At 71.3% G+C, this 14,285-nt stretch carries 14 protein-coding genes; 7 read left to right on the forward strand and 7 right to left on the reverse strand.

Translation table 11 applies throughout. The annotated features are described in order from the left end of the window. Positions 1-163 precede the first annotated feature (163 nt). On the forward strand, positions 164-1,573 hold the full coding sequence (locus DMP23_RS45015) for a 3' terminal RNA ribose 2'-O-methyltransferase Hen1 (RefSeq protein ID WP_337824887.1): 1,410 nt from the start codon (positions 164-166) through the stop codon (positions 1,571-1,573). Continuing rightward, on the forward strand, positions 1,570-4,125 hold the full coding sequence (locus DMP23_RS45020; protein WP_337824888.1) for a polynucleotide kinase-phosphatase: 2,556 nt from the start codon (positions 1,570-1,572) through the stop codon (positions 4,123-4,125). Before DMP23_RS45015 ends, DMP23_RS45020 begins: the two co-directional genes overlap by 4 nt. A 74-nt stretch (positions 4,126-4,199) precedes the next feature. Here DMP23_RS45020 and DMP23_RS45025 read toward each other — a convergent pair whose 3' ends face one another. Continuing rightward, complete coding sequence (locus DMP23_RS45025) at positions 4,200-4,673, reverse strand: hypothetical protein (RefSeq protein WP_037812946.1); 474 nt, start codon at positions 4,671-4,673, stop codon at positions 4,200-4,202. Positions 4,674-4,801: 128 nt separating this feature from the next. Between DMP23_RS45025 and DMP23_RS45030 the strand changes: the two genes are divergently transcribed. After that, positions 4,802-5,236, forward strand: a complete 435-nt coding sequence (locus DMP23_RS45030) for an anti-sigma factor (protein WP_275292233.1) — start codon at positions 4,802-4,804, stop codon at positions 5,234-5,236. Positions 5,237-5,270: 34 nt separating this feature from the next. Then, complete coding sequence (locus DMP23_RS45035; protein ID WP_337824889.1) at positions 5,271-5,873, forward strand: endonuclease; 603 nt, start codon at positions 5,271-5,273, stop codon at positions 5,871-5,873. Here DMP23_RS45035 and DMP23_RS45040 read toward each other — a convergent pair. The 4 genes from DMP23_RS45040 to DMP23_RS45055 form a co-directional block, all read right to left on the reverse strand. Beyond that, complete coding sequence (locus DMP23_RS45040; RefSeq protein ID WP_337824890.1) at positions 5,870-6,790, reverse strand: universal stress protein; 921 nt, start codon at positions 6,788-6,790, stop codon at positions 5,870-5,872. The two genes, DMP23_RS45035 and DMP23_RS45040, sit on opposite strands and share 4 nt — an antisense overlap. 91 nt (positions 6,791-6,881) lie before the next feature. Continuing rightward, the gene (locus DMP23_RS45045) at positions 6,882-7,031 is read right to left on the reverse strand and encodes a hypothetical protein (RefSeq protein WP_200864586.1); all 150 of its coding nucleotides are present in this window, start codon (positions 7,029-7,031) and stop codon (positions 6,882-6,884) included. Positions 7,032-7,401: 370 nt separating this feature from the next. Further along, a complete protein-coding gene (locus DMP23_RS45050; RefSeq protein WP_337824891.1) occupies positions 7,402-8,442 on the reverse strand; it encodes a GAF and ANTAR domain-containing protein in 1,041 nt (346 codons plus the stop codon). Between the two features lie 148 nt (positions 8,443-8,590). Next, on the reverse strand, positions 8,591-8,992 hold the full coding sequence (locus DMP23_RS45055) for an STAS domain-containing protein (protein WP_051728945.1): 402 nt from the start codon (positions 8,990-8,992) through the stop codon (positions 8,591-8,593). Positions 8,993-9,288: 296 nt separating this feature from the next. On the opposite strand from DMP23_RS45055, the gene DMP23_RS45060 reads away from it, so the two are divergent. Then, positions 9,289-10,641: a cytochrome P450 gene (locus DMP23_RS45060; protein ID WP_337824892.1), complete on the forward strand. Its 1,353-nt coding sequence runs from the start codon at positions 9,289-9,291 to the stop codon at positions 10,639-10,641. Between the two features lie 79 nt (positions 10,642-10,720). Here the strand turns inward: DMP23_RS45060 and DMP23_RS45065 are convergent, their stop codons facing one another. Together DMP23_RS45065 and DMP23_RS45070 are read right to left on the reverse strand one after the other, a co-directional pair. Then, positions 10,721-11,227, reverse strand: coding sequence for a type 1 glutamine amidotransferase domain-containing protein (locus DMP23_RS45065; RefSeq protein WP_043840094.1), 507 nt, complete (start codon positions 11,225-11,227; stop codon positions 10,721-10,723). A 49-nt stretch (positions 11,228-11,276) separates the two neighbouring features. Further along, the gene (locus DMP23_RS45070; RefSeq protein ID WP_134662242.1) at positions 11,277-11,738 is read right to left on the reverse strand and encodes an SRPBCC family protein; all 462 of its coding nucleotides are present in this window, start codon (positions 11,736-11,738) and stop codon (positions 11,277-11,279) included. 114 nt (positions 11,739-11,852) lie between these two features. On the opposite strand from DMP23_RS45070, the gene DMP23_RS45075 reads away from it, so the two are divergent. Continuing rightward, entirely contained in the window at positions 11,853-13,145 is a 1,293-nt protein-coding gene (locus DMP23_RS45075) for an NAD(P)/FAD-dependent oxidoreductase (RefSeq protein ID WP_337824893.1), read from the forward strand. Positions 13,146-13,178: 33 nt separating this feature from the next. Continuing rightward, a complete protein-coding gene (locus DMP23_RS45080) occupies positions 13,179-14,270 on the forward strand; it encodes an Rv2629 family ribosome hibernation factor (RefSeq protein WP_238606868.1) in 1,092 nt (363 codons plus the stop codon). Positions 14,271-14,285: the final 15 nt, after the last annotated feature.

Consider the following 14,285-nt stretch of genomic DNA (forward strand, 5'->3'; position numbering starts at 1 on the left):
GTTCTGGACCAGCCGTGGTCGTCGAAGAAATTGACAGTGCTCGGGTAAGCCGCACAGGCAGTGCACCGTTGCCGCCTGAAAGAACTCCCCGTCTCGTGCCCCGTGGTAGATGTTTCCGGAAACTCCCGCGACACGGACGAATGCCATCCGGAATACTCCCCTGGTGTTCCTGACAGTCACCACCACCCACCAGCCCGCGTCCGACCTGGGGTACCTGCTGCACAAGCACCCAGGCCGGGTGCAGTCGTTCGAGCTTTCCGCCGGGCAAGCGCACGTCTTCTACCCCGAGACGTCCGACGAGCGGTGCACCGCCGCGCTCATGCTCGAGGTCGACCCCGTGGCGCTGGTGCGCGGCAAGACCGGTGCCGGCGACGGGTTCACGCTCGGCCAGTACGTCAACGACCGTCCCTACGCGGCGTCGAGCCTGCTTTCCGTGGCGCTCAAGGAAGTTTTCCGCACCGCGCTCGCCGGGCGGTGCAAGTCGCATCCGGAGCTGGCGGCCGCTGCGATTCCGCTCGACATCCGGGTGCCCGCCTGTCCGGGCGGCGCCGACCTGGTGCGCCGGATGTTCGAACCGCTCGGCTGGACGGTCGAGGCCACCGTGCTTCCGCTGGATCCGCAGTTCCCGCAGTGGGGCGATGCACGCTATGTCGGCCTGCGGCTCACCGGCGAGTTCCGGCTGTCCGACGCGCTCAACCACGTCTACGTGCTGCTCCCGGTCCTCGACAACGCGAAGCATTACTGGGTCAGCGAAGAGGAGATCGACAAGCTGCTGCGCGCCGGCGGCGACTGGCTCGCCGGGCATCCAGAGAAGGAGCTGATCACCCGCCGCTACCTCGCGCATCGCCGGGCATTGACGACCGCTGCGTTGACGCGACTGGCCGAAGTGGACGATTCCGAGCCCGAGGAAATCGACAACGCGCTCGCTGCGCCCGCGGTCCTCGAAGCGCCGGACCGTCCGGTGCCGTTGGCCGAGCAGCGGCGCGGCACGATCATGGCCGTCCTCCGGTCTCTGCAAGCGCGTTCGGTCGGCGACTTCGGCTGCGGCGAGGGCGCGCTGGTGCGCGACCTGCTGGCCGAGAAGTCGGTGGAGCGGATAGTGGCCACGGACGTCTCGGCTCGCGCGCTGCAGGTCGCGGCGCGGAAGCTGCGGCTGGAGCGCAGGTCCGAAATGGAGCGTTCGAGGCTGGAAATGCTGCAGTCCTCGCTCACCTACCGCGACGACCGGCTCGCCGGGCTCGACGCGGCGGTGCTGATGGAGGTCGTCGAGCACGTCGACCCGCCGCGGCTCGAAGCGCTGGAGCGCACGGTGTTCGAGTTCGCCGCGCCGCGAGCGGTCATCGTGACCACGCCCAACCGCGAGTACAACGTGCGTTTCGAGTCGCTGCCCGCGGGCAAGCTGCGTCACCGCGACCACCGTTTCGAGTGGACGCGCGCCGAGTTCCGCGCGTGGGCGGAGCGGGTCGCGAGCAGTCACGGCTACGGCGTGCGGATGCTGCCGGTCGGTTCCGACGACCCCGAGGTCGGTCCGGCGACGCAGCTGGCCCTGTTCACGAAAGGAGACGCGGCATGAGCACCCTTGAGATCCCCGATCTGTGCCTCGTCGTGCTCGTCGGCGCGAGCGGGTCCGGCAAATCGACGTTCGGCCGCACGCATTTCAAGCCGACCGAGGTGATTTCGTCGGACTTCTGCCGCGGGCTGGTGTCCGACGACGAGAACGACCAGTCGGCGACCAACGACGCCTTCGACGTCCTGCACTACATCGTCGGCAAGCGGCTCGCCGCCGGACGGCTGACCGTGATCGACGCCACCAACGTGCAGCCCGAGTCGCGCAAATCGCTGGTCGCGCTGGCGAAGGAGCACGACGTGCTGCCGGTGGCGATCGTCTTGGACCCGCCGGAATCGCTGTGCGTCGCGCGCAACGCCGAGCGCCCGGACCGGACCTTCGGTGCGCACGTGGTCCGGCGGCAGCGAGATCAGCTGCGCCGCGGGTTGCGAAGCCTGCAAAAGGAAGGCTTCCGGACAGTCCACGTCTTGCGCACGCCGGAGGAGACCGCCGAGGCGACGATCACGCGCGTCCCGCTGTACAACGACTTGCGGCACGAGACCGGGCCGTTCGACATCGTCGGCGACATCCACGGTTGCCGCGTAGAGCTTGAAGCGCTGCTCGGCGAACTCGGCTACGCCATCGAGCGCGACGACGAGGGCCGCGCGATCGGGGCGCGGCATCCGGAGCGAAGGGCGGTGTTCGTCGGCGATCTCGTCGACCGCGGCCCGGACACGCCGGGCGTGCTGCGGCTCGTCATGGGCATGGTCCGCGCCGGAAATGCCTTCTGTGTCACCGGAAACCACGAGCACAAGCTGCTGCGTGCGCTGCGCGGCCGGAACGTGCAGGTCACGCACGGGCTCGCGGAGTCGCTGGAACAGCTCGCGGCGGAGACGGCCGAATTCCGGGCCGAAGCACAGGAATTCATGGACGGCCTGATCAGCCACTACGTCCTGGACGACGGCAAGCTGGTCGTCGCGCACGCGGGGATCACCGAACGCTTCCAGGGCCGCGCGTCCGGGCGGGTGCGGAGCTTCTGCATGTACGGGCAGAGCACCGGCGAGACCGACGAATTCGGCCTGCCCGTGCGCTATCCGTGGGCGAACGAGTACCGCGGCCGCGCGATGGTCGTCTACGGCCACACCCCGGTGCCCTCCGCGGAATGGGTGAACAACACCCTGTGCCTGGACACCGGTTGCGTGTTCGGCGGGACGCTCACTGCTTTGCGGTATCCGGAAAAGGAGATCGTCTCCGTCCCGGCGGCCGAGGTTTATTACGAGCCCGCCAAGCCGTTCCCCGCCAACCCGGCCGCCGCGGAGCCGGTCGCACGGCGCGACCCGGGCGTTCTCGACGTCACCGACGTCCTGGGCCGCCGCGTGATCGAGACTGCCTACCAGAAGCGGATCGGCGTCCGCGAGGAGAACGCCGCGGCGGCTTTGGAGGTGATGTCGCGGTTCGCGATCGACCCGCGCTGGCTGGTCTACCTGCCGCCGACCATGTCGCCGGTCGCCACCGCGACGGCCGACGGGCTGCTGGAACACCCTTCGCAGGCGTTCGACTATTTCCGCGCGGAAGGCGTGGATTCCGTGGTGTGCGAGGAAAAGCACATGGGTTCGCGCGCCGTCGCCCTCGTGTGCCGCTCGCTCGACGCGGCCCGCGCCCGCTTCGGCGCACCCGGCGACGCCCTCGGCGCGGTGTGGACGCGGACCGGACGGCATTTCTTCCCCGAAACGCTGACGGCCGAAGCGGTCGACCGCATCCGCGCGGCCGCGGAGAAGGCCGGTCTGTTCGACGAACTCGGCTCGGACTGGCTGCTGCTCGACGGCGAACTGCTGCCGTGGAGCGTGAAGGCCGAGCAGTTGCTGCGCGACCAGTACGCTGCGGTCGGCGCTGCTGCCCGCTCGGCGCTCCCGGCTGCCGTGAGCGCGCTGGCCGCCGCTGACGCGTCCGGCCTCGACGTGTCCGCTTTGCTGGAGCGCACGCGTTCCCGCGCCACCAACGCGGACGCGTTCGCCGAGTCGTACCGACGGTATTGCTGGCCGACCGACGGCCTCGACGGCGTGCGTTTCGCGCCGTTCCAGGTGCTGGCGTCGGCGGGCCAGGCCCACCACAAGCGGCCGCACGATTGGCACCTCGCCCTGGCGGACCGGCTCGTCGAAAGCAGCGACGGTTTCCTGGCCCCGACGGGACGTTTGCCGGTCAACACCACCGACCCCGCCTCAGTCGCGGCGGCCGTCGACTGGTGGACCGAACTCACCGCGAACGGCGGCGAGGGCATGGTGGTCAAACCGGCCGCCAACCTGGTCCGCGGCTCGCGCGGCCTGGTGCAGCCGGGGCTGAAGGTACGCGGACGGGAGTATCTGCGGATCATCTACGGCCCCGACTACACCGAAGAACGGCACCTGACCCGGCTGCGGCAACGAGGCCTCGGCCACAAGCGATCGCTGGCGTTGCGGGAGTACGGACTCGGCCTCGAAGCCTTGGACCGCCTCGCCCGCGACGAGCCGATGTGGCGCGTGCACGAGTGCGTTTTCGCCGTGCTGGCCTTGGAATCGGAGCCGGTCGACCCTCGCTTGTAGACAGTGCGGCACAGAGAGACCGGTGCGTTCCCGCGGTGTTCCGCGGAAACGCACCGGTCTCTCCGCACTCGAGCTCAAGCCGTATACGGCGACCGCTGCTCCAACGACGGGCTCACATCCGGATGCCGGCCCTCCTGACCCGGCACCGGCGTCACCGTCGGAGCCTGCAGGTCCGTCTCCGACCGGCGCGCCCGCCGCTCGTCCCGATGCGCGATCGCGTCCGCCACGTCCTGCTCCCCGCGAATCCGCGCCAGCGCACCCAGCGTCGCCGCGTGCGCCAACGCCAGGATCAGCAACAGCACGCCCACCCGGCCGACCACGCCCGGCAAGTCGCTGCCGCCGAGGTCGACGAGCGACACCAGGGCCAGGACGCCCAGGGTCACGAGGTGGAACAACACGGTCACCAGCCGCGTCATCGACGCACCGGCTCCGGGGTCCCCGTAGGCGTTCGCGAGGTAACGGCGGCCGCTGCGGTAGATGATCTGGCCGTCCACCAGGACCAGCGCGATCCCGATCGCGAGGAACGAGAGGTATGCGTTGGTGCTCATGCCGGGTACTCCTTTCCCTGCGTGCTCCGATCCCCCGGTTACCCGCCGTGCCGCGCCGGAAACGGGCCGTTCGGGTGCCGCCGGACGGGGATGATTGGCGGCGCGCGGGGCGGGGTAACCCGAAACGCATGGTTCAGCGCGACACGGACGGAACGGGCGTGCTGACCGCGGCTTCTCCCGTGGTCGAGCTGCGTCTGCCGGCACACGGGGAACTGCTCTTCCTGGCCCGGCTGGTGGCCGAGGACGTCGCCGCCTCGGCGGAGTTCACCGTCGACGAGGTGGCCGATCTCCGGCTGGCCGTGGACGAGGCGGTCGCGGCGCAGGCGCGCCGGGCGGACGACGGCGCGGTCCTCGAATGCGCGTTCCGCTGCGCCGGCCGGATGACAGTCACCGTCGCCACCACGTCGTCGTGGGCGTTCCCGCCCGGACCGGACGAGGTCGGCTGGCACATCCTGCGCGCGCTGACCGACGCGCTCGACGCCTGGACCGAACCCGCGCCCGGCACGGACGGCTGGCGGCTGTGCGTCGAGTTCGCCAAGGAACCGTTCCCTGACCAGCGCTGAGTTTTGCTTCCGCCCGAACGGGAAACCGGCCCGCATGCGCCGAGTGGACGAGCTCCTCGCCGAACACGGCACGACGTTCGCCGAGGAAGCCGGGATCAAGCTGGCCGACAAACCGCAGCCGCTGTACCGGTTGCTGGTCCTCGCCACCCTGCTGTCGACGCGGATCAGCGCCGGCATCGCGGTCGCCGCCGCACGCGAACTCTCGCGTTCGGGCTGGCGCTCCCCGGCCGCGATGCGCGATTCCACGTGGCAGCAACGCGTTGACGCGCTCGGCCGCGCCCACTACGTCCGGTATGACGAAAGCACTTCGCACCACCTCGGCGAAGGCGCCGAGTTCATCCGCGACCAGTATCGCGACGACCTGCGCCGCATGGCCGACGCCGCCGACGGCGACCCGCGACGGCTGGAAAAGCTCATCGCCGAGTTCCCCCGGATCGGCCCGACCGGCGCGCAGATCTTCTGCCGCGAGGCACAGGCGGTGTGGCCGTGGCTGCGCCCGTACTTCGACCGAAAAGCCTTGGCCGGCGCGAAGAAAGCCGGTCTGCCCACCGATCCGAAACGTCTCGCGAAACTGGTGCCTGGCGAAGATTCGGCCCGGCTGGCGGCAGCGCTGGTGCGGCGGAGCTTGCAGCGCTAGCCCGGGTGTTCCTCGACGCCCTCCCGGACAATCGCGACCGGGCACGGTGCGTGATAGGCCATCGCGTGGCTCACCGAACCGAGGAACGCGCCCCGCAACGCACCGCGACCGTGCCCGCCGACCACCAGCAGCGTCGCCGATTCCGCGTGGTCCAGCAGCACCTCGGCCACGCTGCCGAGCGCGACCTCCCGCCGCACCACGACGTCCGGATGCCGCTCGCCGAGACCGGTGAGCGATTCCGCGAGCAGCCGTTCGCCCTCGTCCTCCGGGGTCTGCTGCCCCTCGCCGCCGGAGCGGGCCGGGCCGAACACGTCCTCCGGCGGTTCCGACCACACGTGCACCGCGTGCAAGGCGCAACCGTGCCGGTCGGCGAAGTCGTACGCGTACCGCACCGCCGCGACGCTCGCCGGCGATCCGTCCACGCCGACGACCACGCGCCCGGTCTTCTTCCCCGACGGACGGACCACGACGACCGGACGCGCGCTCGTGTGCACCACCTGCGAGGCGGTCGACCCGAGCAGCAGCCGCGGCAGCCCGCCGCGCCCAGACGCGCCGACCACGATCAGCTCCGCCTGCCGTCCGATGTCCGCCAGTTCCCAGCTCGCCCGCCCGAACCGCACCCGGGTGCGGTTCGGCAGCCCCGGCCGTTTCCGGCCGATCTCGGCGGCGACCTCGGCCAGCTCCTTCTCCGCGTAGTCCACCACGGACTGATCGGCCACGATCTCGCCCGCGACCGGCGTGATCACGCCGGGCACGAAGTCCACGTTCGGCATCGGCAGCGTCATCGTCCGGACGAGCACGAGACAGGTCCCGAGCGCCTCCGCCTCGGCGGCCGCCCAGTCGACGGCCAGGCGGGCGCCGTCGGATCCGTCGTCCCCGACCACGACTCCCGGTTCGGCCCGGTCCGCTTCGTCCATCACCGGCCTCCGTTCCCGTGCGGCGCTTTCCCGGGAGGTACCCGGTCGCCTCGCCCGGCAATCGGGCCCCGCCCCCGAGCTGGCTACCCCGTCACCGCGGCTTCGGCGGGACGGGCGGCTCCGGCGGCGGCAACGGCCCCGGCCCGGGACGCGGCGGCGGGGCGGGCTCCGGCGGGAACGGCGGCACCGGCTCCGGCGGCGACGGGACGGGCTCCGGTCCGGGCGGCACGGGGTGCACCATGACGGGCTCCTTCCTCAGTCGAATCCTCCGTCCCCGGCTACCCGGCGGAGCGGCTCCGGACACCTCGTATTCGGCGGTCGGTCATGCTGCCCGAGTGGGGAAACCGAGTCCGTGCTCCGCATGCTGCGTCTGCTGCTGAGGAAGCGAAACCCGTATCGGACGCCCCCGACCGCGACGAGAGCCGGAAGCCCGCGCCCGGAGCTCAGCAAGCAGAAAGCCGTGCCCGACTCGCGATCACCCGAGCCCACGTCCCCGGCCGTTCCCCACGCAGAGAGCCGGAAGCCAGCCGCTGCTCAACCGGCAAAACCCATCCCCGCCACGCGATCGCCCGGCCAGTGCCCTCGACACCCCGCCCGCGACGCCCCGGCCGTCACACCGGGTCGGGCTCCCCCATCTCCGCGACCGGCCCGTCCAGTTCCTCGTGCCGGGCGGCGAGCGTGCCCGCCAGGTGGACCAGCTTCACGTTCAGCTGCTGCGAGGTCCGGCGCAGCAGGTCGAACGCCTGCTGCGCGTCGAGCCCCCGGCGGGCCATGATGATGCCTTTCGCCTGGCCGATGACGTCGCGGCTGTCCAGCGCGCGCCGCAACTGGGCCTGGTTCAGCTCGTTGCGGGTCACCGCGTCCGTTTCGGCCACCGCGAGGGTCGCGTGGCTGGCCAGGAGCAGCACGACGTCGCGGTCCGCATCGGTGAGGCCGCCGGGAATGCGCGAGTAGAGGTTGAGCGCACCGGAGAACCGCGACACGGCGTCGTCGACCAGTGCGGTGGCCAGCACCGCGCGCCAGCCCAGCTCGGCTGCCGCCGGGGACCACCGCGGCCACTGCGCGTCCCGGCGCAGGTCAGCGGCTTCCAGGAACTCGGGGCGGTCCGGCACCGCCGCGTCGTGGCACGGGCCTTCCTCGAGCTTGTACTGCAGCAGGTCCAGGTCGGCGGCCGCCGGATCCGTGGAGGCCGCGGTGTGGAAGTTGCCGTCCGGCGCGCGCAGCGTGATCGACACCAGATCGGCGGCGGACACCAGCGAAGCCGTCGCGTCCACGATCAGCTGCAGGACATCGCCGACGCTCCGCGCCGCCAGAAGCATCTCCGTGAGAGTCCGGAACCGCTCGCCGGACGGCCGCAGCGATTTGTCGTCGTACGCCAGCGCCTCGGACGCCGAATCGGAGAACAGGACGCCCTCCTCCTCGAGCACCTGGCGGGCCACCCCGCCCTCCTGGCAGGCGAAGACCGCTTCGCTCGGCTGGGCGGTCTCGCGCAGCGCTGCGAGGTCTTCGCGGGAGAACGAGGTCAGCTCGCTCAGCTCGAAAACCACCGTCCGCGGCTCCGCGGCCAGCGCCTTGCCCACCTCTCCGCGCAACCCCGTGGGGTCGCCGCTCAGCCGCACCACGGCCGAGCAATCGACCGTTCCGCCCTCCACGGTTACCTCCCTTCGGCCCGGACGTTCTCCAGCGCTTGCCACGGTACTCGGATCTCGGGCGCGCGGCAGGGTCCTCGCTCGGCTCCGCCCAGCTCACGGGCACAGTTCGAGCCCGGCCCGCTGAGCGGGCCGGGCCGGGCGAACAGGGTTAACGGACGTCAGCCGCCAGCGTGCTCGGGGCAGCGCTCGGCGCGAGGGCGTCGGAGAGGCGTTCGACCACCCGCAGCTCCCGGTCGAGCCCGAGAACGCGCAGCGGCCGCAGGACGGCGTGCTGTGCGGCGACCACGACGAACGCGACGCCCGCCAGGGACGCCTCCCGCGCGGCTTCGACCAGTACTTCCAGGCCGCTGACCGAACAGAACGTGAGGCCGGAGACGTCGACGACCACCTTCGGCGGGCCCAGCGCGGTCTCCTCGGCCAGCACGTCGCGGAGCCGGTCGGTGGAGCGCCGGTCCAGTTCGTCGGACACCGCGACGACGGTTTCGCCGGCGGTGGCGGTGATCGCGATTCTCGCCGGTGCGCCCGGCAGGCAAGCAAACGTTTCGTGCATCGAGCCCTCCTCGCGGATGCGAGACCGGGCCGAATCAGTGCGGCCCGGCCCCGGGCCCGGATCAAGCGGGCCGCTTGGGGTAAGGCGACGGCACGTGGGCTGAACCGCTCCTGAGACGACGGTACCGCAGCGCAGTGCCCGCGACCAGCCCGAATCCGGCCCCGCCGACGGCATTGTGGACTGTCCGGACCTCGCTCTCACCCGCGGAACCGTTCCGCACCTGGCGGTTCCAATCGTCCACAATGGACACGAGCATCGCCAGGTTTCGCCCGGACCGGCCCGGGTATCCGAACAGCATGGCGACTACCCACGCGACCGCGAGCCCGGACTTGTCCGAACTGCCCCCGGCCGACATCCGCCCGCAGCGGGCGTCGGCCCGCGACACCGGACGCATCCTCGCGCGGGTGGTCGCCCCCACCGTCGGCATCGGACTGATCAAACGCCGCCCCCGCGGGATGGCCGCGGCGCAGAAACTGCACGTCGACCGCTCGGGCATCCGCCTGCTGCACGACCTGCGCGCCCGCTACGGGCCCGGTCCGCTCGACCTGCCGGTCCCGGGCCGCTCGTTCCGCCTGGTGCTCGAGGCGAACCACGTCGGCTCGCTGCTGGCGGGCACGCCGAGCCCGTTCAGCCCGGACACCACTGAAAAAGACGCGGCCCTGCGCCATTTCCAGCCGCACGGCGTCCTGATCTCCGGCGGCGCCAACCGCGCGCGGCGGCGGAAGCTCAACGAAACCGTCCTCGAACCAGGCCGGGCCGCACACGAACTCGCGGGCACCTGGGCAGACACCATCCGCACCGAGGCGCACGAAATGCTTTCCGGCTTCCCCGACCTCGACGCGACCCAGTTCACCGAGCACTTCTGGACGATCATCCGCAAGATCGTGCTCGGCGGCGACACCACGGCCGACCGGCGCGTCACCGATCTGCTGGACCAGCTGCGGCTCAACGCCAACTGGGCGTTCGCGCACCCGCGCCGCGAGGACCAGCGCCGCCAGTTCCAGTCTTTGCTCGACCGTCAGCTCGGCCTGGACCGCCCGGGCAGCCTCGGCGCGGCGATGGCGAACCAGCCGGCCGCTGCGGAGGACGATCCGACCGGGCAGGTGCCGCACTGGCTGTTCGCCTTCGACGCCGCCGCGATCGCCACCCTGCGCGCACTTGCCTTGCTCGCAACGCATCCGGACGAGCTCGCCGAGGCCCGCCGGGAAGTCGCCGAAGCGGATCTCTCGAAGCCGCAACAGCTTCCGTACTTGCGCGCTTGTGTCCTGGAGTCCATCCGGCTCTGGCCGACGACACCCGCCCTGCTGCGCGAAAGCACCGAGGACACCGCGTGGGGCCCCGAGGGAACGTCGTTCCTGATCTACACGCCGTTCTTCCATCGCGACCCGGAAACGTTGCCGTACGCGGATTCCTTCGTCCCGGACATCTGGCTGGACGGCCGCGCCGAAGCCAATCCCGCGCTCGTGCCGTTCAGCGCCGGACCTGGCGTGTGCCCGGGCCGCGACGTCGTGCTCTTCACCGCCTCAACGCTGCTCGCCGCGCTGGTGCAGCAAGCGGGTTTCGCGCCGCGAGGCACCGCCGCCGACCTCCAGCCGGGACGGCTCCCCGCGACGCTCAACCACTTCGGCATCCGGTTCGCGCTGTCCTGAGCCTGCAGGTCCGTGAAGGACTCCTTGAGGGAATCTGATTCCCTCAAGGAGCCCTTCACGGACCGCTGCTGAGTTCGCCTTACTTCAGCCGTTCCAGCAGCGCGTCGCAGAACGCGGGCAGGTCGTCCGGATTCCGCGACGTGATCACGCCGTCGTCCGTCACCACTTCGCGGTCAACCCACTCCGCACCGGCGTTGCGCAGGTCCGTCTGCAGCGACGGCCACGAGGTCACCGTCCGGCCGCGCGCCAATCCGGACTCGGCGAGCAGCCAAGGACCGTGGCACACGGCCGCGACCGGCTTGCCCGCGGCGGCCGTTTCCCGGACCAGCGCGACCATCGGCTCGCTGGTGCGGATCTTGTCCGGCGAGTACCCGCCGGGCACCACGACCGCGTCGAAGTCCGCCGCGGCCACGTCGTCCACGGCCTGGTCGGTCGTGATTTCGGTGCCGTGCAACGCGGTCAGCTTCTTGCCCTTCGCCAGGCCGACCACCACCGGCTCGTGCCCGGCGGAGCGCAACCGCTCGCACGGCACCCGGAATTCGTCGTCCTCGGTCATTTCGTCCACGAGCACTGCCACGCGGGCCATGCTGTTCTCCTTTCGCTACGGATCTTGTGCGGGGTTCGCTACCCCGCGGTCAGCTCGGACGTTCCACGTCGCCGCGCCACGCACCCGTTTCGCGTCCGCGCTGTTCGATGAACTGCTTGAACCGCAGCATGTCGCCCTTCACGCGCCGGTCGAGGATGCCGAGCTTGTCGGCGGCGTTCTCGGCGAGGCCCTCGGGGTCGAGCTCCATCTGCGCGGTGACGCGCGTCTTGGTGTCCCCCAGCCGGTGGAAGGTGATCACCCCGGCGTGGTCCGGCCCGGAGTCCGAGCGCCACGCGACCCGCTCGTCCGGGTGCTGCTCGGTGATCGTCGCGTCGAACTCCCTGCCGACGCCGCCGAACCGGGTCACCCAGTGCGTGTGCGTGGCGTCGAGCTGGCGGATCTCCTCCACGCCCTCCATGAACTCGGGGAACGATTCGAACTGCGTCCACTGGTTGTACGCGGTCGGCACCGGGACGTCCACGTCCACGATTTCGGTGATCGTGCTGCTCATGCGCTCCTCCTCGCCATCGGGTACCGGACCCGGGTGCCCGGGACGCGGCGGGGCGAAACCGGCGCGATTGCGCGGCCGCGCTCCGGGTACCCGTCGAGCGAAAGGAGGCCGCCCATGCGAGTCGTGATCGTCGGCGGCGGGTTCGCCGGGTACCACGCGGCGCACAAACTGCTGCGCAGCCTCGGGGACCGCGCCGAGATCGTCGTGCTGAACCCCACCGACTATTTCCTGTACCTGCCGTTGCTGCCGGAGGTGGCCAGCGGGATCGTCGACCCCCGGCACGTCGCGGTGTCCATTCCGGACACTCTGCGCGGCGTGCGGCTGGCGCTGGGCACCGCCGGATCGGTCGACCTCGACGCCCGCACCGTGACCTACACCGACCCCGAGGACCGCGAGCGGAAGCTGGACTACGACCGGCTGATCCTCGCCGCGGGCAGCGTCAACAAGCTGCTGCCGATCCCCGGCGTCGCCGAGTGCGCGCACGGATTCCGCGGCCTGCCCGAAGCGCTGTACCTGCGCGACCACGTGACCCGGCAGATCGAACTGGCCGCCGCGACCGACGACCAGGCCGAGCGCGACGCGCGGTGCACGTTCGTCGTCGTCGGCGCGGGGTACACCGGCACGGAGGTCGCCGCGCAGGGCCCGGAGTTCACCGCTGCCCTCGCGCGCCGCCACCCCGAACTCGAGGGGCAGCAGATTCGCTGGCTGCTGCTGGACATCGCCGAACGCGTGCTGCCCGAACTGGACCCCCGGCTCGGCGCCACCGCCGACCGGGTGCTGCGCGAGCGCGGCGTCGAGGTCCGGATGAAGACCTCGGTCGACCAGGCGGACGTCGAAGGCGTCACGCTGACCACCGGCGACGCCGTCCCGACGCACACGCTCGTGTGGTGCGTGGGCGTCCGCCCCGATCCGCTGGTCTCCGACCTCGGCCTGGAAACCGTGAAGGGCCGGCTGGTCGTCACGCCGGAGCTGAACGTGCCGGGCCGCGACGACGTGTTCGCCTGCGGCGACGCGGCGGCGGTGCCGGACCTGACCCGTCCCGGCGAAACCACGCCGATGACCGCGCAACACGCGCAGCGGCAAGGAAAACTGGCCGGGAACAACGTCGCCGCGTCGCTCGGCGTCGGCCGCGCGCGCAAGTACCGGCACCACGACCTCGGCTTCGCGGTCGACCTCGGGTCCGGCCAGGGCGCGGCCAACCCGCTGCACATCCCGCTGGCGGGCCTTCCCGCCCGGCTGGTGACCCGCGGCTACCACCTGCTGTCGCTGCCGGGAAACCGCCTGCGCACCGCGACCGACTGGGCGCTGGAGAAGGCGGGCCGGCGACAGACTGTCCAGCTGGGACTCGTCCGTTCCGGCGCGGTCCCGCTGGACACCGCCTCGCCCGAGCTGCCGCGGACCCGGTGAGGCTGTCCCGAAAATTGGGAGGAAGAATCCGAAATGGACACACACGAACTGCGCGCGCTGCTGACCGACGGACCGTTCGTCTCGGTGCACTTCGACGAATCGCACGACACCGAGGACGCGGCGAAGCAATTGCGGTTGCGGCTCAAGGAGATCGAGGCCGCGCTCGAGGACCAGGGCGCCGACCGGCCGAGCGTCGATGCCGTCCTGCGCGCCGTTGAAGAAAGCTCGCCGCCGGTCGGCCGGGCCGGGCGCACCCTCGTCGCCGCGCACGGCAACGTCCTGCTCGACCGGCGGCTCGCGGCTCCGCCGCCGACGCAGGTGGCGCGTTTCTCCGCGCTGCCGTACTTCCTGCCGACCGTGAGCCATCTGGAAGAAGCGCCCGCGCATCTGGTGGTGCTCGTCGACCGGACCGGCGCGGACATCGAGGTGCACCGGCCGGACGGCAGTGTCGAAACCGAGACCGTGCACGGGCAGGAGCACCCGGTGCACAAGGTTCGCGGCGGCGGTCCGGCGCACCGCGACATCCAGTCGCATGCGGAGCAGACCGCGCACAACAACCTTTCGGAGGTCGCCGATCACCTCGCGAAGACCGCCGAACGCGTGCGGCCGCGAGCGATCGTGCTGGCCGGCGAGGTCCAAGCCCGCACCGAACTGCACGAGCGCCTACCCGAACCGGCCCGTTCGCTCGCCGCGGAGGTCGACGCGGGCAGCCGAGCCTCCGGCGCCGGACGGGCCGAACTGGACCGGGCCGTGCACGAAGTGCTTACCGGGCAACGGTTGCGCGAGCTGGACGATCTTGCCGAACGCTTCCGTGCCGACGCCGCTCGCGAATCGGCCTTGGCGGTCACCGGATTGTCCGCCGTCACCGCGGCGTTGGCAGAGGCGAATGTCGAGACGCTGCTGGTCGGCGACTCCGGCGAGGCCAGTGTGTACACCGGTTCGGAACCGACGCAGGTCGGCGTCGCCCAATCCCGGTTGGACGCACTCGGGGTGGCCGACCCAGCCCGTCGACGCGCGGACGAAGCGCTGCCGTACGCAGCGGTGGCAGTCGGCGCGGACGTCGTGGTGATCGACGAACGGCTCGACCTGGCGGACGGATTCGGGGCGCTGCTGCGCCACCCGTGACACACAGCTGGGCCC

It is taken from the genome of Amycolatopsis sp. A1MSW2902, from assembly GCF_017312175.1.
Lineage (GTDB): Bacteria > Actinomycetota > Actinomycetes > Mycobacteriales > Pseudonocardiaceae > Amycolatopsis > Amycolatopsis nivea.